This is a genomic window from Streptomyces sp. NPDC053665, from assembly GCF_055585285.1.
Window position 1 is genome coordinate 362064 of sequence record NZ_JBVJKK010000001.1, and the last position, 21868, is coordinate 383931.

Below are 21868 nucleotides of genomic sequence, written 5' to 3' on the forward strand. Positions count from 1 at the left end.
CCTACTCCGCGGGGGCGCCCGCCTCGGCCGGCGCGGCCGTCCACTGCCGGGCCGCGATGGGCGCCAGCACGCGGAAGACCAGGGCGACGAGGGACAGCAGCGCCGCGCAGACGGCGACCGCGGCGGCGAGCCACGGCGGGGCGAGGGCCAGGTCCACGGCCCGGGACAGCGACGCGGAGGGGAAGGAACTCCCGTACGCCTGGGCCCCGGCCAGCACCGTGGGCACCAGCACCGCCCCGGCCAGCACCAGCGCCACCGGGCGCAGGGCCAGCAGCAGCGCGAGCACCGTGCACAGCACCGACAGGCCGAGTGCGAACGCGTGCATCCGCAGCGACGCGTCCCCGCGGTCGAGCGGGAAGTGGACCACGGCGCAGGCGGCCAGGGCCAGGGCGGCGAGCCAGCCCGACCAGGACACGTACCGGCCGAGCCGGTCCGCCGCACGCTCCTCGCGCGGAGCCTCGGGCATCCGTGGCGCCGCGGCGGCCGCCTGGGCGCGTGCCGCGCGGCGGCTCGCCCTCGCGGGCTTGGCGGGAGCCGGTTCGCCGCCCGTACGGGACGGCTCGGCGGGCCTGCGGCCCTCGCGGTCCAGGCGTTCGAGGCCCAACCGGTCGATGAGTTCGACCAGTTCGCCGACGGACCGGCCGGTGGCGGCCGCGCGCAGGGCCTCCTCGCGGACGTGGGACTCCTGCGGCTCCTTGTGCAGCAGGGTGACCAGCCGGGTGACCTCCTCCACCGGGCGGTGGGCGGCGGCGGCCCGGATGGCCTCGTCCGCACAGTCCGCGTCGCGCGGCGGCTTCGTCAGCAGCGCGATGAGCCGGGAGACGTCCTCCACGGGCCGGGTCACCCCGGCCGTGCGCAGCGCGTCGACCTTGGCCTGCGTGTGGTCGGGCGACTCCTCCAGCGAGGTGATGAGGTCGACGACCTCCTCCAGCGGCCGGTCGGCGACGGCGGCGTGCACGAGGTCGCTGACCGCGTCCCCGTAGGGGGCACCGCCCACCGGGCCGGTGCCGGGCCGGAGTTCGACCGGGTTGTCGTCGAGGGAGCGGATGACGAACGGCCTGGGGCGCGGTTCGCCGGTCTCCTCGGCGCCGGGTGCCGGCTGCTGCGCCGCCTCGTGCGCGGCGGCGTCGGGCTCGGCGGACGGCCGGTCCGGCACGGCCGCGGGCCGGTGCTCCGGGTCGGCCCGGACCGTCCCGTCGGCTGGGGCAGGAGGTGCCTCCGCCGGGTCGAACCAGTCCTGGCCGGGGGGTGCGGGGGGCGCGGGGGGCGCCGGTGGCGGGTCGGGCAGGTCGGTCCGGTCCACGCCCGGCGGGGCAGCAACACCCGGCTGGGCGTGCGCGTCGGCCGCCGGCTGCGCGGGCGCGGCCGGGTGGAAACCCGGGGGCACGGGCGGCGGGGCCGGGTAGCCGGCCGGCGGCGGTCCGTACGCCCCGTACGGGCCGGGCGCGGGCTGCTGCACGCTCGTCTGCGGAACCCGGTACGCGCCGGTGGCGGCAGTGGTCTCGGCGGACGGCTGGGCGGGCCCGTTCGGCTCGCTGGGTATGGCAGGTTCGTTCGGCCGGGGTGATGAAGAGCAGGTGGTCATACTCGCCTCCGTGGGAAGAGTGCGGCCGCTCCTGCGCCCCCCGTCGTGTGACGAGCGACGTTACGTGGACCATTACTAGGCGCCCGTGTCACGCGGTGCCACTCGGGTGGGCCACCGGGATGACCCCGCGCACGGAGAGGCCCGCCGAGGGGCCGACATGTCGGGCTCGGGCGCAATACAGGCGCCGGAAACGGGAATCCAGGAAGGGACACCCCGTGTCGCGGCATGCCTTGAGGAGGGCGACCCGTGGAGACGACCACACTGGTGATCATTCTGGCCGCTGTGCTCGCGGCCGTCGTGCTGGCCGTCGCCGTCGGCGTCCTCGTGCGACTGGTGCGGACCCGGCGCGATCTGCGGCGCGCCGGGCTGCCCGCGGGTCCGCGCTGGGTCTTCTGGGGTGCGCTGCTCTATTTCGTGCTGCCCGTCGACCTGGTGCCCGATCCGGTGTACCTGGACGACATCGGTGTTCTGCTCCTTGCTCTGCGCACTGTCCGCGGCTCCCTCGGCGAACGGGAGCGCAGTACGGATCACCGGCCGGACCGGCTTCCGGCCCGATGACTACGGAAAGTAAGGAAACCAACCACCCGTTCGATTCGTATAAGTCTCTGGAAGCCGATTCCCGTCGGCGGAGCGGGCGTTCACGCCCCCGCTGCGCCGACCGGTCGGCGCAGCACCGACGAGGGAGAGACGATGCAACCGTTCGCGCTCAACTACGCGCGCCCGGCAGTGGAGTTGGACGCTGCCATTCCGTACGTGTACGACGCCGGACAGCAGTTGAACGTGCTCCGTGACGGCCGGGTCGCCGCCTGCGACTTCGCCCTGCTGCGGGAGTTCGGCACCACGACGTCCACCGCCGGTTCCAAGACGCACTTCGACGACTGATCACGGGCCGCGAAGATGACCGTACTGATCCTCACCTGTGAGGAGGACGTCACCGCGGACATGGTGGTCGTCCACCTGAACGCGACGGGGGTCCCGGTGGTCCGGATCGACCCCGCCGACCTGACCCGCGGCGTGGCCCTGTCGGGTGAGTACGTCCACGGCCGGTTCCGCGGCCATCTGTCCGCCGGGGGGCGGCTGGTGAGTCTGGCCGGGCTGCGGTCGGTCTGGGTGCGCCGCCCCGGCACTCCGGCCGGGAACGCCGACCATCCGTCCGCCTGGCTGACCGAGGAGGCCTCCCAGGCTCTCTACGGCATGCTGCGGGGCACGAACGCGCGCTGGATGAACGATCCGGACGCGGCCCGCCGGGCCCGGCACAAGCCCTGGCAGCTGCGGCTGGCCCAGCAGTGCGGCCTGCCGGTTCCGGCGACGCTGATCACGACCTTCCCGCGCGCCGCCCGGGAGTTCGCCGAGCGCTATCCGGACCTGGTGGTGAAGCCGGTGTCGGGCGCGCATCCGCAGGACCCGCCCCGGGCGGTGCCGACCAGCCGGGTCGCACCGGACACGGACTTCGCCGCCGTCGCGTTCGGGCCGACGCTGCTGCAGCGGCGGATCGGCAAGCGGGCCGACATCCGGCTGACCGTGGTCGGCGAGCGGATGCTGGCCGCCCGCATGGAGACGGCGCGGGACGCCGATCCGGACGAGGTCGACGTGCGCTTCGCGGCGCCGGGCTCGCCGTGGCGTCCCGTGGAGGTGCCGGCGTTCATCGGGCCGGGCGTCGAGGCGTACATGCGCGAGGCCCGACTGGCGTACGGGGCCTTCGACTTCGCCGAGGACGCGGACGGCGACTGGTGGTTCCTGGAGTGCAACCAGTCGGGTCAGTTCGGGTTCGTCGAGGTGGAGACGAACCAGCCGATCGCCCGCAGCATCGCCGAGTGGCTGGCGCGCCCGCTCCCCGTCGTGCCGTCGCAGTTCAACGGCTCGTCCACGACGGTCCGTTGACGCCGGGCCGGGATCACTGGGGGCGCGGGCCCGGCAGCATGCCCGCGCGCTGCCAGCCCATGCCCGGGGAGTGGGGCCGGTCGTAGCCGAGGGACTGCGAGGGCCGCATGACCAGCTCCAGTTCCCTGCTCACACGTTCGGCCTCACGGCGCACCTGTCCGGGGACGTCGCCGCGCTCCGCGATGAGTCGGTCGTAGATGGGGGAATCCTGGAACACCCGTCAACGTGCCTTTCTGCTCGTCGGCTCCGTACGGGGCCGAGACTGCGAGTGTAGGCGGCGGGGAGTCCCGGAGTGTGAATTCCGGGGGATGACTTGACGCAGACCGGACATCCGTGACGGGCGAACGCCCGGGCCCGCGACGGAACATCAGGCTCCGGTGGTGGATCCCGGCCGGACGATCATCAGAACGGTGACCGTCGCCCAGAGCAGGTTGAAGATCCCGGTGAACATGGCGAGTTGCACGGTGTCGCCGTGCTCGACGGCCTGCTCGCCCCGGAGTCTGCCGAGGAGTTCCTCCTGGCGCGGCAGGACGAAGGCGAGCAGAACGCCCGCGGCCGCGGCCGTCAGCGCGATGGAGGTGACGAGCCATCCGCTGCCCAGGACGCCCATGGCGGCACCGGTGGCGAGGCCGAGCACCGGGACGGTCAGGCCGACGGCGGCGTACACGCGGCAGATGCGGTGCAGCAGCGCGACGGTGCCGACCGCGGCCGTGGCGGGGCCGTCGGCGACCGGCACGGCGCGGCGGGCGGCCGGCGGGAACATGCTGGCCGCGACGGTCACGGGACCGATGGCGACGATGGCGGCCAGGACGTGGAGGGACAGCAAAATCTTGGTCACCAGGACTCTTTCCGTGGATGCGATCAACGGTGCCGGGCCCACGCTAGGCAGCGCGGCCGTGATCGCCCAGGGGCCGGAATGACAGCTTCCCACGGATTCCCGCCAACACCGCCGACCTGGAACTTCGCCAGGTGACCGGCTGCGGACGCCGCCCGGCCTGGTCGTGCACGGGTGGCGGGAATCCGCCTAGGGTGGCCGTCATGCACTCCGTGGCGATCCTGGTTCTCGACCGAGTGGTGCCGTTCGACATGGCGGCTCCGCAGCAGACGTTCGCCTGGACCCACATGCCGGACGGGCGGCCCGCCTACCGGGTGCGGCTGTGCGCGGAGACACCGGAGGTGCGCGCCGACGGCGGTTACACCCTGCGCGTCGAGCAGGGTCTCGAGGCGCTGGCGGAGGCCGACACCATCATCGTGCCGGGCTGCTCACCCCAGGCCGACCCGCCGTCCGCCCGGGTGCTGGCGGCGCTGCGGGAGGCGGCGGCGGCCGGTACGCGCATCGCCTCGGTGTGCGTCGGGGCCTTCGTGCTGGCGGAGGCCGGCCTGCTCGACGGGCTGCGCGCCACGACGCACTGGGTGGCCGCGGCCGAACTGGCCCGCCGGTTCCCCGCGGTCGAGGTGGAGCCGGACGTGCTGTACGTCGACAACGGGCAGATCCTCACCTCGGCCGGGGCGGCCGCCGCGCTGGACCTGTGCCTGCACATGGTCCGCCGGGACTGGGGGTCGGCGGTCGCGGCGAACATCGCCCGGATGTCGGTCATGCCGCTGGAACGGGAGGGCGGGCAGGCCCAGTTCATCGTGCACGCGCATCCGCCGGTGCCCCGCGGGTCGGCGCTGGAGCCGGTGCTGGAGTGGATCGAGGACAACCTGGCGCACGAGGTGACACTGGCCACACTGGCGGCGCGGGCGGGGATGAGCGAGCGCACCTTCAGTCGCCGCTTCCGCGAGCAGACGGGCACCACTCCCCTGCAATGGCTGTTGCGGGCGCGGGTGCGGCGTGCGCAGTACCTGCTGGAGAACACCGACCACTCCGTGGAGCGGATCGCGCGCCAGGCCGGGTTCGGCTCGCCCACGGCGTTCCGGGAGCGGTTCCGCAAGGTGGCGGGGACCACACCGTACGCGTACCGCACGGCGTTCCACGGGAAGACCACCGCCCCGGCGGTCCCTTCCTAGGGCCGCCGGGGCGGGACATCCGGTGCCGCCGTCCCTCGCCGCTGTCAGCCCACCAGCTTCAGGCCGTTGTCCCCGTCCGCGTCCGCCGCGTCGGGCCTGCCCTCGGTGAGCAGCAGGACATCCGCCTTCGCGATGGCATCGCTGATGTCGGACGTCCCCATCATCACGCACAGCGTGTAGCTGACGTCGTCCAGTTCGCGTGCCGCCGTCGGCACGTGCCTCTCCGCCTGAGCGATCCTCAGCGACGCGTACCGCGTCAGCAGCTCCCTGACGATCTTCCGGTCCGGTACCAGCACGTAAGCGCCCCTCTCTCTTTCCGACGCGTATGCCCGAACCGCACACATCCATTCACACGTTTTTCGCACCTGGGGCGGATATGACGAGAACTGATCGGATGCGGAGGGGGCCGGCTGAGCCGACCGTCGTCCGGGACCACCGTCGACAGGCGGCGGACCACGACGAACACCGGGCGCCCGCGCGGCGGTCGCAGCGCCGCGGGGCCTCGCCCTCCGGTCCGTGGCCCAGGATGACCGAAGGAGGGCGGGTCATTTCGGTCAAGGCCGTGGCCCGCCCTCCGATTGCCGTGTGCGAGGGCGAAGGGTCCCGGCAGACATCGGGCCGCGTCCGGCTCCGCCCGTTCCCGCGGCGCCGGGGTGAGGCCGGCGGGGCCGCCGGCGGACTCCTACCGCTTCCGGGTGCCATCGAGCTGCGAACCGGCCCTCTCGGGGGCATGGTGGGGCTATGGACGGTCAACCCCCTGTGGTCGTACAGCCGCCCGCGACGGACGGCGGACGGCTGGTGACCATCCGCGGCGAGAGCAAGGGCGTCGCCTACAGCCTGTTCGACGTGCTCGACCTGGTGCACCGCGAGGGCCTGCCCACCACCGACACGGCCGTGGACGACACCGAGCTGATCGAGTGGCGGGGCGGCGGCCCGTACGACTGGAACAGCGGGGCGGCCGAGGAGAGCTGAGCCGCCGTACGGCGGTCGGTGCCGTACGCTGCCCGAAAAAGGGTCCTTCATCCCCTTTCGGGAGGTTTCTCATGGTGACGCGTCTCAACCCGTACCTCACCTTCAACGGCGAGGCCCGGCAGGCGATGGAGTTCTACCAGGAGGTCTTCGGCGGCACGCTGGACCTCAACAGCTACGGCGCCTTCGGCCAGCCGGACGCCCCGAACGCCGACAAGATCATGCACGGCATGCTGCAGACCCCGAGCGGCTTCACCCTGATGGGCGCCGACAACCCGCCCGGCATGGAGTCCGCACAGGGCAGCCCCTTCTCGGTGAGCCTGAGCGGCGACGACGAGGCCGAGCTGCGCGGCTACTGGGAGAAGCTGTCCGAGGGCGGCTCGGTGGCGGTCCCCTTGGGGAAGCAGATGTGGGGCGACGTGTTCGGCATGTGCACGGACCGCTTCGGCGTCCCGTGGATGGTCAACATCAGCGGATCCGAGGGCTGAGCCGCGCTGCCGGGGGCCCGGTCACCGGACCCCCGGCAGCGCTGACGGATCAGGAGCCGGTGAGGACGACGAGCTGCTGCGTCGCCCTGGTCATGGCGACATAGCGGTCGACCGCTCCCCCGGTGCCCGCGCCCTGCCGCTCCGGGTCGACCAGCACCACGAGGTCGAACTCCAGCCCCTTGGACAGCTGCGGGGTCAGCGACCGCACCCGGGGGGACGCCGGCCGGAACGCCGGGTCGCCGATGACGCAGGCGATCCCCTCGGGGTGGGTCTCCAGCCAGGTGCCGAGGACCGGTTGCAGCTCCGCGGTGGACCCGTGCCGGACGGGGACCCCGCCGCGGCGGACGGACACCGGCACGTTGGCGTCCGGCAGCACCGCGCGGATGACCGGCTCCGCCTCCGCCATGATCTCCTCGGGCGTGCGGTAGTTGATGCTCAGCGTCGCCGTCTCGATCCGGTCCAGGCCGACCCGCCGCAGCCTCTCCCGCCACGACTCGGTGAAGCCCTGCCGCGCCTGGGCGCGGTCCCCGACGACGGTGAAGCTGCGGGAGGGGCAGCGGTGCAGCAGCATCTGCCATTCGGCGTCGGTCAGTTCCTGCGCCTCGTCGACGACGATGTGCGCGAACGGCCCGGCGAGCCGGTCCGGGTCGGCGGTGGGCAGGGCGCTGTCGTCGACGAGGGAGTCGCGCATGTCCTGCCCGTGCAGCATCACCAGCACCCCCTCGCCGTCGTCGTAGGTGTGCGCGTGCAGCAGGTCGTCCACGACGTCGGCCATGCGCTCCCGCTGGGCTGCCAGGGCCGCCTCCCTGCGCCGCTCGCGCCGGGACGCGTGCGGGTCGCCGAGCCGCCGGCGTGCCGCGTCGAGGAGCGGCAGGTCGGACACGGTCCAGGCCCGTGGGTCCTGCCGTTGCAGCGTGCGCACCTCGTCCCGGCCGAGCCAGGGTGCGCACAGCCGCAGGTAGGCGGGGACCGACCACAGGTCGCCGACCACGTCCGTCGCCTCCAGGACGGGCCAGGCCCGGGCGAAGGCCCCGGCCAGCTCGCGGTCCCTCGCCAGGTGCGTGCGCAGCACCTCGGCCGCGACGTCGCCGCCATGGCGGCCGGCCAGGATCGTGAGCAGTTCCTGCCAGACCTGCTCCCGTGCCTCGTTGTGCGGCGTGCCGGGTTCCGCCGCGTCGAACGCGGCGGCCCAGTCGTCGGCGCCCACGTGGACGTCGGTCCACGGTGTGGTCACCGTCAGGGCGCCCGTGGGCGGCTCCTCGTAGAAGCGGACGGCCGTCTCGACGGCCCGCACCATCTCCGCTGAGGCCTTCAGCCGGGCCGCCTCCGGGTCGCTCTCCTCCCCCGCCGTGGCCCCCTCGTCGACCAGGTCGCGCAGGATGCAGGTCTGCACGCCCTCCTCGCCGAGGCTGGGCAGGACGTCGGAGACGTACGCCAGGTAGGGCCGGTGCGGGCCGACGAACAGGACGCCGCCCCGGCGGTGCCGGGCCAGTCGCGGGTCGGAGTGGAGCAGGTAGGCGGCGCGGTGCAGGGCCACGACGGTCTTGCCCGTGCCGGGGCCGCCGTCGACGACGAGGGCGCCGCGCGAACCGGCGCGGATGACGGCGTCCTGGTCGGCCTGGATCGTGCCGAGCACGTCCCGCATCCGGGGTGAGCGGTCGGCGCCCAGGCCGGCGATGAAGGCGGACTGGTCGTCGAGCGCGGCGTGACCGCCGAGGGCGTCCGGGGAGAACACCTCGTCCCAGTAGTCGCCGATGCGGCCCCGGGTCCAGCGATAGCGGCGGCGGGCGGCCAGGCCCATGGGGTGGGCGTGGGTGGCGCCGAAGAACGGTTCGGCGGCGGGGGAACGCCAGTCGACCAGCAACCGGTGCCCCTCGCTGTCCGTGAGGCCGAGCCGCCCGACGTACACGGTTCCCGAGCCGTCGTCGGCGACCATGCGCCCGAGGCACAGGTCGAGGCCGAAGCGCCGCAGGGCGCGCAGCCGGGCGGTCAGCCGGTGGATCTCGGCGTCCCGGTCCATGGCCTGGCGGCCCTTGCCGCCGGGCGCCCTGCGCTCGGCCTCCAGACGCTCGGTCAGCTCGGCGATCGACTGCTCCAGGCACTGGGCGAGGGCGGTGAAGTGGCGCTCGTCGTCGGCGATCAGTTCCGGTCGGGCCTTGTGTGCGAGGCGGTCGGGGAGATCGAAGGCGCTCGTGGTCGCAGGGGTCACGTCATGCTCCCGTTTCCGCAGGTCATCGGCTCAGGCCGGACATTGTGCGGGAAGCCGGGGGCCTTGCCGCAAGGCCCCCCGTGCGCTATACCTTGAGAGTGGCGAGGAGAGGACTCCTCGCCTTTTCCGTTGCCCGCCCCCTCCCCTCGGCCGGCCGTCCGCGTGTGTCAGGCTCTCCTTCCAGGCACTGGGAAAGGCGGCGGCATGCGCATAGGACTGCTCGGCACCGGACCATGGGCGCAGATGGCCCACGCACCCGCTCTGAGCGGGCACGACGGACTGGACTTCGCCGGCGTGTGGGGCCGTCGCCCGGAGGCGGCGAAGGAACTGGCGCAGCGGCACGGTGTGCGGGCCTACGACGACGCGGACGAACTGTTCGCCGACGTGGACGCGGTCGCCGTGGCACTGCCTCCCGAGGTGCAGGCCGCCCTGGCGGTGCGGGCGGCGCGGGCCGGGTGCCATCTGCTGCTCGACAAGCCCCTCGCGCCGACGGTGGAGCAGGGGCGGGCCGTGGTCGAGGCGGCGCGGGCGGCCGGCGTGGCCTCGGTCGTGTTCTTCACGACCCGCTTCCAGCCTGAGCCGCGGGCGTGGATCGAGGAGCAGGCGGCGGTGCCGGGCTGGTTCACGGGCCGTGCGCAGTGGCTCGGGGCGGTCTTCACCGGTGAGAGCCCCTTCGCGACGCCGTGGCGGCGGGAGAAGGGCGCGCTGTGGGACGTGGGCCCCCACGCCCTGTCGGTGCTGCTTCCGGTACTGGGAGACGTGCGGCGCGTGACGGCGGCGGCGTACGGGCCCGGGGACACGGCGCACGTCGTCCTCGACCACACCGGTGGCGCCTCCAGCACCCTCACGCTCAGTCTGACGGCGCCGCCCGCCGCGGCCGGTGCCGCCGTGGAACTGCGCGGCGAGGCGGGCGTGGCGCTGCTGCCGGAGAGCTCCGACGGCGCGGTGCCCGCCCTGCGGCGCGCCGCGGACGCCCTGCGCGCCGCGGCGCGGACCGGCCGTCCCGACCCGTGCGACGCGGCGTTCGGCCTGCGCGTGACCGAAATCCTCTCGGAGGCGCAGGAGTTGCTCGACGGCGACTCGCTCCCGGCTGCCGCCGGCTGAGGATCCCGCCGTGAGCGGGGAGTGCGCCCGGGTGAACACCACCCGGGCGCACTCCCGTTCCTTGCCCGGCCGTCCGTCAGGCAGTGCGCGGCGGGTCGAAGTTGAGCCGCTCCTTCACGATCGGATAGCCGGCCTTGGCGAAGTGGGCTGCCATCGGGGCGTTGCCCCGGTCGGTGGCGGCGGCGACGAACTGCGCACCGCGCTCGACGAGGAAGTGCGTGCACTCGGCGAGGAGGTCGTAGGCGTAGCCGTACCCCCGCTGTTCGGGCAGGACGCCGATGAAGCCGACGCACGGGCCGGACGGGTTGTGCGCCGGGATGTGGATGCCGGCCGGCTCGCCCTCGGCGGTGTGGGCCACCTGCCACCATTCGCGCGGTGACGGGCACCAGTGGAAGAAGTCGAGCTCCTCCTGCGCCGCCCGGTCGAGTCCGCCCTGCTCGATCGCCTTCAGCGCGTGGGCGTCGAGAGTGGCGGAGTGGATGCGGCGCAGCGCGTCGAAGAAGACGGCGTCGTCCGGTTCGGCCCGGAAGGTGAGGCGCCCGGGCCGCTCGGGCAGGCCGTCGGCGGGCGTCCAGCGGTACAGCAGGCGTTCGACCAGCAGCTCGTAGCCGGCCCGGCGGGCGGCGGTGGCACGGGTCCGGGCCGCGGCGCGCAGGGCGGGATCCTCGCGCCAGCCGGCGGGCAGGTTCACCTCCAGTTCGACCTGCCAGGGCGCCGAGCGCAGCAGGGCCGCGCCCGCGTCCTCCTCGCCCTCGGCCACGTCGAACCAGTTGACGTTGAGGGGGTGCGTGTCGTCGGGGCCGCCCCACCAGGCGCCGCGGGCGACGACCCGGCCGTCGCGCAGGGCCACCCGCTTCCAGTCGGGGCGGTGCCGGGTGCGCCGGTGGCCCTCCCGGGCGCCCAGCGGGTCGGGCAGGGAGTCGAAGAGTGCGGCGTCGCTCGCGTCGAGCGCGCGGATGACCAGGTCGGTCATGGATGTCCTCCGGGACGATGCTGCGGGGAGCGCTCCCGGGGATCAGTCACTGCACGCCGGGACCACGGGGAGGGAGCGCGGGGTCGATGTGAACAGCACGGCTCTGCCCTCCTTCCGCTGGTCTCGGGGCGTGGTGCGGGCCACGTTACGCACTCGCATCCGGGGCGTCCACCGCATTACGGCGAAGCTCAAGTGGCCCTTAAGAGCGGCTCAAGGGAGCCTCATCAGCCCCAAGTGCCTCCTGCTTTCACGGGATTTCCCCCAGGGGACGGGTTGGCCGCCCGGCGGCGCGTCCGTAGCATCCGGTGCCGAGAACGGGCATGAGAGCGCTCTCATGCCGCCCCGTACCACAGGAGGCCCCCCACATGACTCCTCGTCACCAGCGTCCCCTCAGCCGCCGCAAGCTCCTCGCCGGACTGGGCGGTGCCGCCGTCGCCGTCCCCGCCGCCGCCGCGCTGGCCCCCCACGCCCTCGCGGACAACGCCCCGCGCACCCCCCGGGCCGCGGGCGCCCTCCCCCTCACCCTGGTCAACGACAGCGGCTCGTTCGGCGACGCCGACGTCCACGTCTACGTCGTGGGCAACGCCGACGGCCGTCAGGTGCGGCTCACACCCGACGGCACCCTGGCCCCCGTCGCCCTGGCCGACAACGGCCCCGACGGCTTCACCGACTACGCGATCGACCTGGCCGGCAGCGGCGAGACCCGGCTGTCCCTGCCCTACATGTCGGGCCGCATCTACGTGTCGCTGGGCGCCAGGCTCAAGTTCAAGGTCGTCACGGACGGAGCGGGCGACCCGGCCCTGCAGTACCCGGCCGGCTGGGTGTCCTCGGACCCCAACTACCCCGTGCTGCACGACTGCGCGGAGTTCACCTACAACGCGTCGGGCATGTTCTGCAACACGACCATGGTCGACATGTTCAGCGTGCCGCTGAGCATCCGGCTGACCGGTGCCCGGGACCAGACGACGGGCACGCTGCGCGACGGCGGCCGGGCCGCGGCGTTCGACGCCGTGCGCCGGGTCCCGGAGTTCGAGCGGCTCGTGGTGGACGACACGCGCATCATCGCGCCCGGCCACGGGCTGGACGCCGGGTTGTTCCCCAAGGACTACCTCGCTCCGTACATCGACGAGGTGTGGAGCACGTACACCGGCCGCGACCTGAAGGTGACCACCGACGCGGGCACGTTCACCGGCCGCGTGCGCGGCGGGCGCCTCTCCTTCACCGGCCCCGCGGAGGTCTCCTTCGGCAAGCCGTCCACCCGTGACGTCCTGTTCTGCGACGGCGCCCTGGCCGCGCCCAACGACGGGACGACCGGTCCGGTGGCGGCGATCCTGGGCGCCGGGTTCAACCGGTCCACCCTGCTCGCCTCCGCCGCGCAGCCGACGACCGACCCGGCGGCCTTCTACGGGACCGGCCTGACCAACCACTACGCCAAGGCCATGCACGCGGCCGCCCGGGACGGCCGCGCCTACGGTTTCGCCTTCGACGACGTGGCGGACTTCGCCTCGTACATCCAGGACACCGCGCCCACCGGCCTCCGGCTGACGCTCACGCCCTTCTAGGGCCCGTCGCCCGGACCGTCCGGGCGTCGCCGGGCCCGGCACGTCCGCCGCCGGGTGCGGGGCCCGGCGTGCGGCGGGCGGTCCGGCGTTGCAGCGTGGTGGTGTGAGCGGAGCACGTGTCCGGCTGCCGCCGCGCCGGGAGCGGGACGGGGACCGGCGCGGCTGGCTGCGCGGCGCCCCGCCGCCCCTGTGGGCGCGGGTGCTGCCGTCGGCGCTGCTGGTCGGGGTGTGCGTGGCCGAACTGGTCAGTCCCGAGCCGCTCGACATCGGCTTCCTGCTGGGCGCCATCCCCCCGCTGGCCGTCCTGGCGCACGGACCGCTGCTGACGGCGGTGCTGGGGACGCTGGCGGTGCTGGTGCTGGCCACACCGATCTTCGAGCTCGACGATCCCGGCAACACCGATCTGCTGACGGTGTGCTTCGTCTCGCTGCTGAGCGTGCTGCTGTCGTTCGTCCGCAGCAGACGCGACGCCCAGCTGGTCACCGAGCGGACCGTCGCCGAGGCCGCGCAGCGGGCCGTGGCGCCGCCGCTGCCGGAGCGGGTCGGGTCGGTGCGCTGCGCCGGGCTGTACCGGGCCGCGCAGCGCGGCACGCTCGTCGGGGGCGACTTCTTCGACGTGCGGGCGGGCCCGTACGGCGTGAGGGCGGTCATGGGGGACGTGCAGGGGCACGGCCTGTCGGCCGTCGCCACGGTCGCCTCACTGCTGGGCGCCTTCCGCGAGGCCGTGCTGGACCAGCCGGACCCGGGGGCCGTCGCCGCGCGGCTGGACCGGAGGCTGACGGTGGACTCCGCGCACGACCCGAACGCCGAACTGTTCGCCACGGCGCTCCTGCTGGACTTCTCCGCCGACGCGCGGACGGTGCACGTCGTGGCGTGCGGGCAGGCCGGGCCGCTGCTGCTGCGCGACGGCGGGGCCCGGGAGCTGGACGTCGAGCCGGGCACCCCTCTCGGTCTGGGACTGGCGGGGGCCGCCCCGCCCGAGGTGGTCACCGTGCGGCTGCACCCCGGGGACCGGCTGTTCCTGGCCTCGGACGGGGTGACGGAGGCCCGGGACGCCTCCGGGACCTTCTATCCGCTGGCCGAGCGGCTGCCGGTCCTGACCCGGGAGGACCCGTCGGCCCTGGCCGAGCACGTGTGGGCCGACCTGCTGCGGCACTGCCCGGACGTGCAGGACGACGTCACGATGCTGGTGCTGGCGCCCGAGCCGGAGGCGCCGGAACGGTGAGACCGGCCCGGCCGCGCCACCCGCCCGCGCCGTGACACGAAGCGGCCGGCGGCGGCCCGCGGGATCACGCGGGCCGCCGCCGGCAAGCCGTACGGCCGGGACGTCAGTCCTTGATCTCGCAGACGTTGCCGAACGCCGGGTTGAGCAGGCCGATCACGTTGATCGAGTTGCCGCAGACGTTGGCGTTGATGTCGATCGGGATCTGGACGACGTTGCCGGAGAGAACGCCGGGGCTGTCGGTGGCGATCCCGACGGGGCCCGAGTCGGCGCTCGCCGTACCGGCGAAGGCCAGCAGGGCGGCGCAGGCCAGGCCGGCCGCGGCGGTCACACGTGTGCGCATGGAAAAGCTCCTGTCAGTCGCAGGGACACGTGACTCCACCGTCACCCGGCGTAGCGCTGCGCGACATTCCTGGGGGTCCGAACGGGGTGCGCGGGCCCGTCACGCCCTCTCCGGATGCACGCGGCGCTCCGGCGGGCAATGGTGAGAGCGGACCCTTTTCAGCACCGGGGCCATCAGCGAGCCGGACCCTAGGAGCAGAAGCCATGTCGACCTCACAGCCCGCCGCGAGCCAGTCCCCCGAGGACCGTTGCACCCCGGACCGTCTGCTGCACGCCCGCACCGGCACGGATGTGTCGGCGGAGGACCTCGTCCTCGCCTCGGGCAAGGACCTCACCCCGCACACCATCGAATGGGCCGAGCGCAAGCTGGCGGAGGAAGGGCCGGCAGCCATGGAGAAGCTGCTTCCCTAGGGTCTGTCGTTTGGATCAGCCCGGCTATGAGGCTCGGCTCTGTCAGCCGACCCGAGCGGGGCCTGGTGCGTCCAGCTGCAAGGCGGAGGAGGGCGTCAACGCGGAGCGTTGGCAACCGACGACAACGCCGCAGATGGGCGTGCCAGGCCCCGCGACGCCGGAATGATCCAAACGACAGGCCCTAGCCGCGCGCCCGCACCGAGGAGGCCACCGGCCGGAATGCTCCGGGTCGGTGGCCTCCTCGGTGCGGGGAGGGCGGCGGCGTCGGCGGTCTCGCCCCGAGCGGGTGCGGGCCGCGCGTCACCGGCGCGCGCGTCACACCCTGCCGTCGTCCTCGGGCAGGGCGGTGTCGTCCTCCACGACGTGCATGGCGGCCTCCTCGGCCCCGGCCGCTCCGCCGTCGATGCCGAGGTCGGAGGCGACGGCGTCCTTCTCGGTGTCCTCGTGGGCCCCCTCGTCCGGGGCGACCAGACGGCCGGCGCGGTCGGTGCCCGCCTCGGGGTCCACCGGTTCGCCGTCGCTGTCGGGGCTGTCGCCCACTCCGTCGCCCACCGGCTCGGCGGACACGTCCGGGACCTCCTGGGACAGCCGCTCGTCGAGCGTCTCGCCCTCGTGCTGCTCGGCCGCGGTGACGCCGGGCTTGGTGACGCCCAGGGGCTTCTCCGGCGGGGAGTAGCCCTCCTCGAGCATGTCGTCGTAGGTGCGCTCGTCGAGGGCGTCCTGCATGTCCAGCGGCGAGGCGTCCTCCTGCTCCTCGTTGGTCCCGGTGGGCTGGTACGCGTCGTCCGCCATCTGTTCGGAGTCCATCCGTTCCGTGCCCATCACTTGCCTCCCTGTCGCGCCCTGCGCGACGTGTCCGATCGGGTCTGCTCGTTCCGCGTTTCCCGTTCCGCGGGCTCTAACCTCGGCGGATGCCCGGCCCCGGCCGCCGAGCACCCGCCGGTGCTCAGCGGCCGCCGTCGCGCCCCGGGCCGGGCGCGAGGCGGACGTCCAGGTCCGCGACGCGGTGCACCGGCCAGTCGCGGGCGTAGCGGGGCGCGGTGCCGCCCGCCGGTGCGAGGTGGGCGACCGGGACGCGGTCCGCCGTGCGCAGGACGCCCGCGGCGGTCATGTTCTCGTTGTTGCCGGACGTCGCACCCGAGGAGCACCCGGTGTAGTAGCCGATCGGGATGGACTCGTGGCCGGTGAGCAGGCACGGCGGCCGGACGCCGAGGCGGTGCAGGGCGTCGGCGGTGCGGTCCCAGTCGACGCGGTTGGCGGTGTTGCGGGCTACGGCTCCGTGCAGCACGGCGAGCTGCACCGCGAGGTGCCCGGCCAGGCCGAGTGCGACCACGGTGGCGGCGACCGGCCGCCAGGTCCTGCGCGGCGTCCTGACCAGGTACCACAGACCGTCGGCGACGGGGATCGCGAGCAGGGCGTAGGCGGGCTGGAGGAAGCGGGGCGCCGCGTAGCCGATCATGAACAGGTACGGCAGGGCCGCCGTGGCGGCGCAGGCCAGCGGGACCAGGGTCCGTTCCAGGCGCCGGGCGCGGCCCGCGACGACCAGGCCGAGACCGGCCAGGACCGGCAGCGCGAACCACCAGGCGACGACCACCGGCTCGGGCATCGGCCCGGTGCAGGGGCGGCACAGGGCCCGGCCGCCCAGGCTGCGCAGCTGGTCGTCGACGGCGATCTGCCAGCCCAGCCCGCCCTGGATGCGCGATGCCTGGGCGAGCCGCTCCCCCAGGCCGCCGAAGCCGGCGTACGCCTCGATCACCCAGGGGACCGCACCCGCCGCCAGTCCCGCGGCCAGCGGCAGGAACAGGCGCCGATGACGGACCAGGGCGAGGACCAGCAGGGGCACGCTCACCCAGACCGCGTCGGTGGGCCGCATCCACGCCATGAGCGCGGCACCGGCGGCGACGCCCCACAGCGCCCGCGGGGAACGGCCCGCCCGGGCCCGCAGGAAGCAGCCCACAGCGGCCAGGGCCCCGAGGGCGACCCAGTAGTTGGGCATGGCCTGCGGTCCGTAGAAGACGGTCACCCACAGGGACGCGAAGAGGGCGCCCGCGGTCACCAGGACCCGCGTCGGGAACAGCCCCCGCCAGCAGCGCAGGGCGAGGTAGAGGCCCAGGCCCGACAGCAGGGCCAGGTAGACGCGCAGCAGCGGGACGGACGGGGACCAGGACGCCACCGGCGCGACCAACAGCGGGACGCCGCGGGAGCGCGGGGCGCTGAAGAAGGCCGCGGGGTGGTGCGAGGTGACCTGGCTGACGTAGACGATCTCGTCCCAGCCGAGGCCCAGCACGGGGCGGACGAGGGCGAGCTGGGCGAGGGTGAAGACCACGGCGAGCAGGGCGAGCGGCCGGTCCACGCGGCGCAGGCCGCGCGCACCGGAGGGTCCTGCCTGTTCACGTCGTCGCCCGCGGACGAGGAGGGCGTTCGCGCCGTCGGTCATCGTCCACCCCTTCCCCCGCACGCCGACGGGCCGCCCGCGGCCTCCGACCCGCTCGGGGCCGAGAGCCGAATGATCATCAGTACGGCCAACGTAACCCGAACGACGGGGGGACGAGGGGTGGAATACGGCCGAATGTCCGACCCGGCCGGAGCCGTCAGCGGGCGTTCGGGGCGCGGTGCGGGGGCTGCGCGGGCGCCGGGCGGTGGGTGGGGGCGGGAACGGCCCGCTCGGCGGGGGCGTCCTCGCTCACCGTCAGCTCGGTGCCGTGGTGGTGGATCGTCAGCGGCGGCCCGGAGTGCAGGGTGTACGTGGCCCGGTCGCCGGTCAGCTCCACCCGCAGGCACCGGCCGAGGAACTGGACGGTGAAGGCGAGCCTGCTGTACCGCTCGGGCAGGCGCGGCGAGAACCGCAGGGTGCCGTCGGTGCAGCGCATGCCCCCGAAACCCGCCACGAGTGCGAGCCAGGTGCCGGCCAGCGAGGCGATGTGCAGTCCGTCGCGGGTGTTGTGCTCCAGGTCGCCGAGGTCCATCAGCGCGGCCTCGGTGGTGTACGCGCGGGCCAGGTCCAGGTGCCCGATCCGGGCGGCCATGACGGCCTGCACGCAGGCGGAGAGCGAGGAGTCCCGTACGGTCAGCGGCTCGTAGTAGGCGAAGTTGCGGGCCATCTGCTCCTCGTCGGCGAACTCCTCGAAGAAGCTGTCGCAGGTGTACATGGCCAGGACGAGGTCGGCCTGTTTGACGACCTGCTTGCGGTACAGGTCGAAGTAGGGGAAGTGCAGCATCAGCGGGTACTGGTCCGGCCGGGTCCCGGCGAAGTCCCAGCGCTGGTACCGGGTGAAGCCGGCGTGCTGCTCGTGCACGCCGAGCTCCTCGTTGTACGGGACGTGCACGGCCTCGGCGGCGTCCCGCCAGGCCGCCCGCTCCTCCTCGTCGGCGCCGAGCTGCTCCGCCCGGTCGGGGTGGCGTTTGCAGGCGTCGGCCGCGGCCAGCAGGTTCGCCCGGGCCATGAGGTTGGTGTACGTGTTGTCGTCGGCGATGGCGCTGTACTCGTCGGGCCCGGTCACGCCGTCGATGTGGAACACGCCCCGGTCGTCGTGGTGGCCGAGGGAGCGCCACAGGCGGGCGGTCTCCACGAGCAGTTCGACGCCCACCTCGCGCTCGAAGGTCTCGTCACCGGTGGCGGCGACGTAACGGACGACGGCGTCCGCGATGTCGGCGCCGACGTGGAAGGCGGCCGTGCCGGCGGGCCAGTACGCCGAGCCCTCCGAGCCCTCGATGGTGCGCCAGGGGAACGCGGCGCCGCGCAGCCCGAGTTGGGCCGCGCGCTCCCGGGCGGCCGGCAGCGTCTCCAGGCGCCAGCGCAGGGCCTCGGCCGCGGACCGGGGCGCGGTGTAGGTCAGCAGCGGCAGCACGAACGCCTCGGTGTCCCAGAAGGCGTGGCCGTCGTAGCCGGAGCCGGTGAGGCCCTTGGCGGGAATGGCCCGCTGCTCGGCGCGGGCACCGGCCTGCAGGACGTGGAAGAGCGCGAAGCGGACGGCCTGCTGGATCTCCTCGTCGCCGTCGACCTCGACGTCGGCCCGGGCCCAGAAGTCGTCGAGGTAGGCCCGCTGGTCCTCCAGCAGGCCCTGCCAGCCGCTGTGCGCGGCCGCCGCCAGGGCCGCCTCCACCTGGTCGCTCATCGCGGGCCGGGACCGGGCGCCCGACCAGCCGTGCGCCACCAGCTTCTCCACGCGCAGCCGCTCGCCCGGCTCCAGCACGGAGGTGACGGTCAGCCGTGCGACGTCCACGTTGCTCTCGCCGGCGGTGGTGGTGCGTTCCGGGCCGGTGACCGTGTGGTCCGCGGCCACGGCGACGCGCAGGCCGCTGCGGCGGGTGCGGTGCACCAGCCGCAGCCTGTTCCCGGAGGCGAGGTCCTCCTCGGCCTCCAGGGGCGACTTCAGGGCCTTGGCCGCGCGCGGGTCGCCGTCCGGGCCGGGCAGGCTCTCGTTGGCGACCAGCTCCGACTGGACGACGACCCGGGTGCGGCGGTCGACGGGTTCCACCTCGTAGGCCACGGCGGCGATCGCCCGCTGCGTGAGCGAGACCAGCCGGGTGGAGCGCACGCGGACGGTGGAGCCCGCCGGGGAGGTCCACTCGCAGACCCGTTCCAGTACGCCCCGGCGCAGGTCGAGGGTCCGCTCGTGGGTGACGAGCCGCCCGTAGCGCAGGTCGAACGGCTCGTCGTCGACCAGGAGGCGCAGCACCTTGCCGTTGGTGACGTTGATGACGGTCTGGCCCGACTCCGGGTAGCCGTAGCCCGCCTCGGCGTAGGGCAGGGGGTGCAGCTCGTGGACGCCGTTGAGGTAGGAGCCCGGCAGACCGTGCGGTTCGCCCTCGTCGAGGTTGCCGCGCCAGCCGATGTGCCCGTTGGACAGGGCGAACACGGACTCGCTCTGCGCCAGCAGGTCGAGGTCGAGTTCCGTCTCGCGCACGGCCCAGGGTTCGACGCCGTACGCCCGCTGGGTGATCACTGCCGGCCTCCCAGTTCGCCGAGGTCCCGCACCACGACATCGGCGCCGTGCGCGTACAGGGCGTCGGCCTGCCCGACGCGGTCGACCCCGACGACGTAGCCGAAGCGCCCCGCGCGGCCGGCGTCCATGCCGGCCAGGGCGTCCTCGAAGACCGCCGCCGCGGACGGCTCGACGCCGAGGTCCCGGGCGGCGGCCAGGAACGTGTCGGGGCGCGGTTTGCCGGGCAGGTCGCGCTCGGCGGCGACCACGCCGTCGATGCGCACGTCGAAGTAGTGCTCGGCACCGATCGAGCGCAGCACGTCGCGGCAGTTGGCGCTGGAGGACACGATCGCGGTGCGCAGCCCCTGGGCGCGGACCCCGTCCAGGTAGCGCAGGGTGCCGTCGTACGCCTGCACGCCGTCCGTGCGGATCTTCTCCAGGACGAGGTCGTTCTTGCGGTTGCCGAGGCCGTGCACCGTCCGCGCGCCGGGCGGGTCGTCCGGGTCGCCGTCGGGCAGTTCGATGCCGCGCGAGGCGAGGAAGGTGCGCACGCCGTCGGCGCGGGGCCGGCCGTCGACGTACTCGTCGTAGTCGCTCGCCGCGTCGAACGGCCGGAAGTCCTCGCCGTCGCGTTCGCGCAGGAAGGCGTCGAACATCTCCTTCCAGGCGGCCGCGTGCACGACGGCCGTCCTGGTGACGACCCCGTCGAGGTCGAACAGGCAGGCGTGGATGTGTCCGGGGAGACCGAGCTGCGTCATAGGGGACCCGTTCCCCGTCGCGGGCCGGTCCAGTGAGTGGCGCACGCCACACCCTTCCCGGGCCGGCGGGCGGCACGGCGGGGGGCCGCGTCCGGGTGACACACTCTCCCTCGTGCCGCTCACCTTCGACGACCTGGTCCACCGTGCCCGAGCCCTCCCCCGAGGCGGCCGGCGCGCGATCCTCGGTGTCGCCGGCAGCCCCGGCGCGGGCAAGTCGACGCTCGCCGCGTCACTGGTGCGGGAGCTGAACGGGGCGGGCGAGCCCTGGGTGGCGCACGTCCCCATGGACGGCTTCCACCTCGCGGACGCCGAACTGGAGCGCCTGGGGCTGCGGGACCGCAAGGGCGCTCCGGAGACGTTCGACGCCGCCGGATACGCGGCGCTGCTGCGGCGGTTGCGCGACGACGACCCGGCGGAGACCGTGTACGCGCCCGGCTTCGAACGCGTGCTGGAGCAGCCGCTGGCGGGGGTGATCCCGGTTCCTCCCGCGGTCCGGCTGGTCGTCACCGAGGGCAACTACCTTCTGCTGGACCGCGGTTCCTGGTCCCGCGTCCGCCTCCTGCTCGACGAGGTGTGGTTCTGCGAGGTGCCGGAGCGGGAGCGTCTGCGCCGGCTGATCGCCCGGCACGAGGAGTTCGGCAAGAGCCACGAGGAGGCGGTGTCGTGGGTCCACCGCTCGGATCAGCGCAACGCCGAACTGGTCGCCGGGAGCCGGGACTTGGCGGACCTGGTGGTGCCGGAGCCGGCCCTGCCGCGACCGGCGGGCTGACGCTCGACCGGGCCGGAACCCGGGGCCGGGGTGCGCGCGCTGGGCCCGTCGGGGCAGGATCGACCGCATGATCAGGTCCGCAACCGTCGACGACGTCCCCGAGATCCGGACGATGATCCGCGAACTCGCCGCCTACGAGAAGGCCGTGGAGCAGGCCCGGTGCACCGAGGAGCAGGTGCACGCGGCGCTCTTCGGCGAGCATCCCGCCGCCTTCGCGCTGATCGCCGAGGACGACACGGGCGCCACCGTGGGCTACGCCCTGTGGTTCCCGCGCTTCTCCACCTGGACGGGCAGGCGCGGCATGCACCTGGAGGACCTGTACGTGCGGCCCGGGGCCCGGGGCGGCGGCCACGGCAAGGCTCTGCTCGCGCATCTCGCCGCCCTCTGCCGGCGCCACGGCTACGACCGGTTCGAGTGGTGGGTCCTGGACTGGAACGAGCCGGCGATCGGCTTCTACCGGTCGATCGGCGCGCAGGTGATGGACGAGTGGAAGGTGTGCCGCCTCAGCGGGGACGCCCTGGCCCGGCTCGCGGCCCAGGCACCCGCCGGCGACCTCTGACGGCGGCCGCCGCGTCGGGACGGCCGCCGGACAGGTCGCCGGCGGCCGCCCCGTGGTTCGCGACGGTCCCTCGGTCTCGGCCGGTCGTCGTCGAGGGACCC

At 74.1% G+C, this 21868-nt stretch carries 23 protein-coding genes; 12 read left to right on the forward strand and 11 right to left on the reverse strand.

Features of this window, described 5'->3' with window-relative positions; genetic code table 11:
• Nucleotide 1 precedes the first annotated feature (1 nt).
• Nucleotides 2-1585, reverse strand: coding sequence for a hypothetical protein (locus ACZ6ZN_RS01470; RefSeq protein WP_451876408.1), 1584 nt, complete (start codon nt 1583-1585; stop codon nt 2-4).
• Between the two features lie 246 nt (nt 1586-1831).
• Here ACZ6ZN_RS01470 and ACZ6ZN_RS01475 point away from each other — a divergent pair, with 246 nt between their 5' ends.
• The 3 genes from ACZ6ZN_RS01475 (at nt 1832) to tgmB (ending at nt 3466) form a co-directional block, all read left to right on the forward strand.
• On the forward strand, nt 1832-2143 hold the full coding sequence (locus ACZ6ZN_RS01475) for a YkvA family protein (RefSeq protein WP_398107443.1): 312 nt from the start codon (nt 1832-1834) through the stop codon (nt 2141-2143).
• A gap of 132 nt (nt 2144-2275) precedes the next feature.
• A complete protein-coding gene (gene tgmA, locus ACZ6ZN_RS01480; protein ID WP_333933193.1) occupies nt 2276-2467 on the forward strand; it encodes a putative ATP-grasp-modified RiPP in 192 nt (63 codons plus the stop codon).
• A gap of 15 nt (nt 2468-2482) precedes the next feature.
• Complete coding sequence (tgmB, locus tag ACZ6ZN_RS01485; protein ID WP_398107444.1) at nt 2483-3466, forward strand: ATP-grasp ribosomal peptide maturase; 984 nt, start codon at nt 2483-2485, stop codon at nt 3464-3466.
• A 13-nt stretch (nt 3467-3479) separates the two neighbouring features.
• On the opposite strand, the gene ACZ6ZN_RS01490 is transcribed toward tgmB, so the two are convergent.
• Both ACZ6ZN_RS01490 and ACZ6ZN_RS01495 read right to left on the reverse strand, forming a co-directional pair.
• Complete coding sequence (locus ACZ6ZN_RS01490) at nt 3480-3683, reverse strand: hypothetical protein (RefSeq protein ID WP_398107445.1); 204 nt, start codon at nt 3681-3683, stop codon at nt 3480-3482.
• Between the two features lie 150 nt (nt 3684-3833).
• Nucleotides 3834-4304, reverse strand: a complete 471-nt coding sequence (locus ACZ6ZN_RS01495) for a hypothetical protein (RefSeq protein WP_451876411.1) — start codon at nt 4302-4304, stop codon at nt 3834-3836.
• A gap of 200 nt (nt 4305-4504) precedes the next feature.
• On the opposite strand from ACZ6ZN_RS01495, the gene ACZ6ZN_RS01500 reads away from it, so the two are divergent.
• Nucleotides 4505-5476 carry a GlxA family transcriptional regulator gene (locus tag ACZ6ZN_RS01500; RefSeq protein ID WP_451876412.1) on the forward strand — a complete coding sequence of 324 codons (972 nt, stop codon included), beginning with the start codon at nt 4505-4507 and terminating at the stop codon, nt 5474-5476.
• 44 nt (nt 5477-5520) lie between these two features.
• Here the strand turns inward: ACZ6ZN_RS01500 and ACZ6ZN_RS01505 are convergent, their stop codons facing one another.
• Nucleotides 5521-5772, reverse strand: coding sequence for a DUF5133 domain-containing protein (locus ACZ6ZN_RS01505; protein ID WP_398107448.1), 252 nt, complete (start codon nt 5770-5772; stop codon nt 5521-5523).
• Nucleotides 5773-6217: 445 nt separating this feature from the next.
• Between ACZ6ZN_RS01505 and ACZ6ZN_RS01510 the strand changes: the two genes are divergently transcribed.
• Together ACZ6ZN_RS01510 and ACZ6ZN_RS01515 are read left to right on the forward strand one after the other, a co-directional pair.
• A complete protein-coding gene (locus ACZ6ZN_RS01510) occupies nt 6218-6448 on the forward strand; it encodes a hypothetical protein (RefSeq protein WP_333933201.1) in 231 nt (76 codons plus the stop codon).
• 71 nt (nt 6449-6519) lie between these two features.
• A complete protein-coding gene (locus tag ACZ6ZN_RS01515) occupies nt 6520-6933 on the forward strand; it encodes a VOC family protein (protein ID WP_469642229.1) in 414 nt (137 codons plus the stop codon).
• A gap of 49 nt (nt 6934-6982) precedes the next feature.
• On the opposite strand, the gene helR is transcribed toward ACZ6ZN_RS01515, so the two are convergent.
• Nucleotides 6983-9142, reverse strand: a complete 2160-nt coding sequence (helR, locus tag ACZ6ZN_RS01520; RefSeq protein WP_469642232.1) for an RNA polymerase recycling motor ATPase HelR — start codon at nt 9140-9142, stop codon at nt 6983-6985.
• 204 nt (nt 9143-9346) lie between these two features.
• Between helR and ACZ6ZN_RS01525 the strand changes: the two genes are divergently transcribed.
• On the forward strand, nt 9347-10246 hold the full coding sequence (locus ACZ6ZN_RS01525; RefSeq protein WP_469642234.1) for a Gfo/Idh/MocA family protein: 900 nt from the start codon (nt 9347-9349) through the stop codon (nt 10244-10246).
• A gap of 76 nt (nt 10247-10322) precedes the next feature.
• Here ACZ6ZN_RS01525 and ACZ6ZN_RS01530 read toward each other — a convergent pair whose 3' ends face one another.
• Nucleotides 10323-11219, reverse strand: a complete 897-nt coding sequence (locus ACZ6ZN_RS01530) for a GNAT family N-acetyltransferase (RefSeq protein ID WP_469642236.1) — start codon at nt 11217-11219, stop codon at nt 10323-10325.
• Between the two features lie 365 nt (nt 11220-11584).
• Here ACZ6ZN_RS01530 and ACZ6ZN_RS01535 point away from each other — a divergent pair, with 365 nt between their 5' ends.
• Nucleotides 11585-12781, forward strand: a complete 1197-nt coding sequence (locus ACZ6ZN_RS01535) for a glycoside hydrolase family 64 protein (protein WP_469642238.1) — start codon at nt 11585-11587, stop codon at nt 12779-12781.
• Between the two features lie 103 nt (nt 12782-12884).
• Nucleotides 12885-14006 carry a PP2C family protein-serine/threonine phosphatase gene (locus ACZ6ZN_RS01540; protein WP_469642241.1) on the forward strand — a complete coding sequence of 374 codons (1122 nt, stop codon included), beginning with the start codon at nt 12885-12887 and terminating at the stop codon, nt 14004-14006.
• 103 nt (nt 14007-14109) lie between these two features.
• Here the strand turns inward: ACZ6ZN_RS01540 and ACZ6ZN_RS01545 are convergent, their stop codons facing one another.
• Nucleotides 14110-14346: a chaplin gene (locus ACZ6ZN_RS01545; protein ID WP_398107455.1), complete on the reverse strand. Its 237-nt coding sequence runs from the start codon at nt 14344-14346 to the stop codon at nt 14110-14112.
• A 203-nt stretch (nt 14347-14549) separates the two neighbouring features.
• Between ACZ6ZN_RS01545 and ACZ6ZN_RS01550 the strand changes: the two genes are divergently transcribed.
• Nucleotides 14550-14756, forward strand: coding sequence for a hypothetical protein (locus ACZ6ZN_RS01550; RefSeq protein ID WP_398107456.1), 207 nt, complete (start codon nt 14550-14552; stop codon nt 14754-14756).
• A 315-nt stretch (nt 14757-15071) separates the two neighbouring features.
• Here the strand turns inward: ACZ6ZN_RS01550 and ACZ6ZN_RS01555 are convergent, their stop codons facing one another.
• From ACZ6ZN_RS01555 to ACZ6ZN_RS01570, 4 genes are all read right to left on the reverse strand, one after another.
• Nucleotides 15072-15563 carry a DUF5709 domain-containing protein gene (locus ACZ6ZN_RS01555; protein ID WP_398107932.1) on the reverse strand — a complete coding sequence of 164 codons (492 nt, stop codon included), beginning with the start codon at nt 15561-15563 and terminating at the stop codon, nt 15072-15074.
• A 139-nt stretch (nt 15564-15702) separates the two neighbouring features.
• The gene (locus ACZ6ZN_RS01560; RefSeq protein WP_469642243.1) at nt 15703-17193 is read right to left on the reverse strand and encodes a hypothetical protein; all 1491 of its coding nucleotides are present in this window, start codon (nt 17191-17193) and stop codon (nt 15703-15705) included.
• Between the two features lie 154 nt (nt 17194-17347).
• On the reverse strand, nt 17348-19702 hold the full coding sequence (locus ACZ6ZN_RS01565; protein WP_469642245.1) for a glycoside hydrolase family 65 protein: 2355 nt from the start codon (nt 19700-19702) through the stop codon (nt 17348-17350).
• Complete coding sequence (locus ACZ6ZN_RS01570; RefSeq protein WP_451876421.1) at nt 19699-20439, reverse strand: HAD family hydrolase; 741 nt, start codon at nt 20437-20439, stop codon at nt 19699-19701. The genes ACZ6ZN_RS01565 and ACZ6ZN_RS01570 overlap by 4 nt, the downstream gene beginning before the upstream one ends.
• A gap of 112 nt (nt 20440-20551) precedes the next feature.
• Here ACZ6ZN_RS01570 and ACZ6ZN_RS01575 point away from each other — a divergent pair, with 112 nt between their 5' ends.
• Both ACZ6ZN_RS01575 and ACZ6ZN_RS01580 read left to right on the forward strand, forming a co-directional pair.
• Nucleotides 20552-21208, forward strand: a complete 657-nt coding sequence (locus ACZ6ZN_RS01575; RefSeq protein WP_398107460.1) for a nucleoside/nucleotide kinase family protein — start codon at nt 20552-20554, stop codon at nt 21206-21208.
• A gap of 67 nt (nt 21209-21275) precedes the next feature.
• Nucleotides 21276-21767: a GNAT family N-acetyltransferase gene (locus tag ACZ6ZN_RS01580; RefSeq protein WP_451876423.1), complete on the forward strand. Its 492-nt coding sequence runs from the start codon at nt 21276-21278 to the stop codon at nt 21765-21767.
• Nucleotides 21768-21868: the final 101 nt, after the last annotated feature.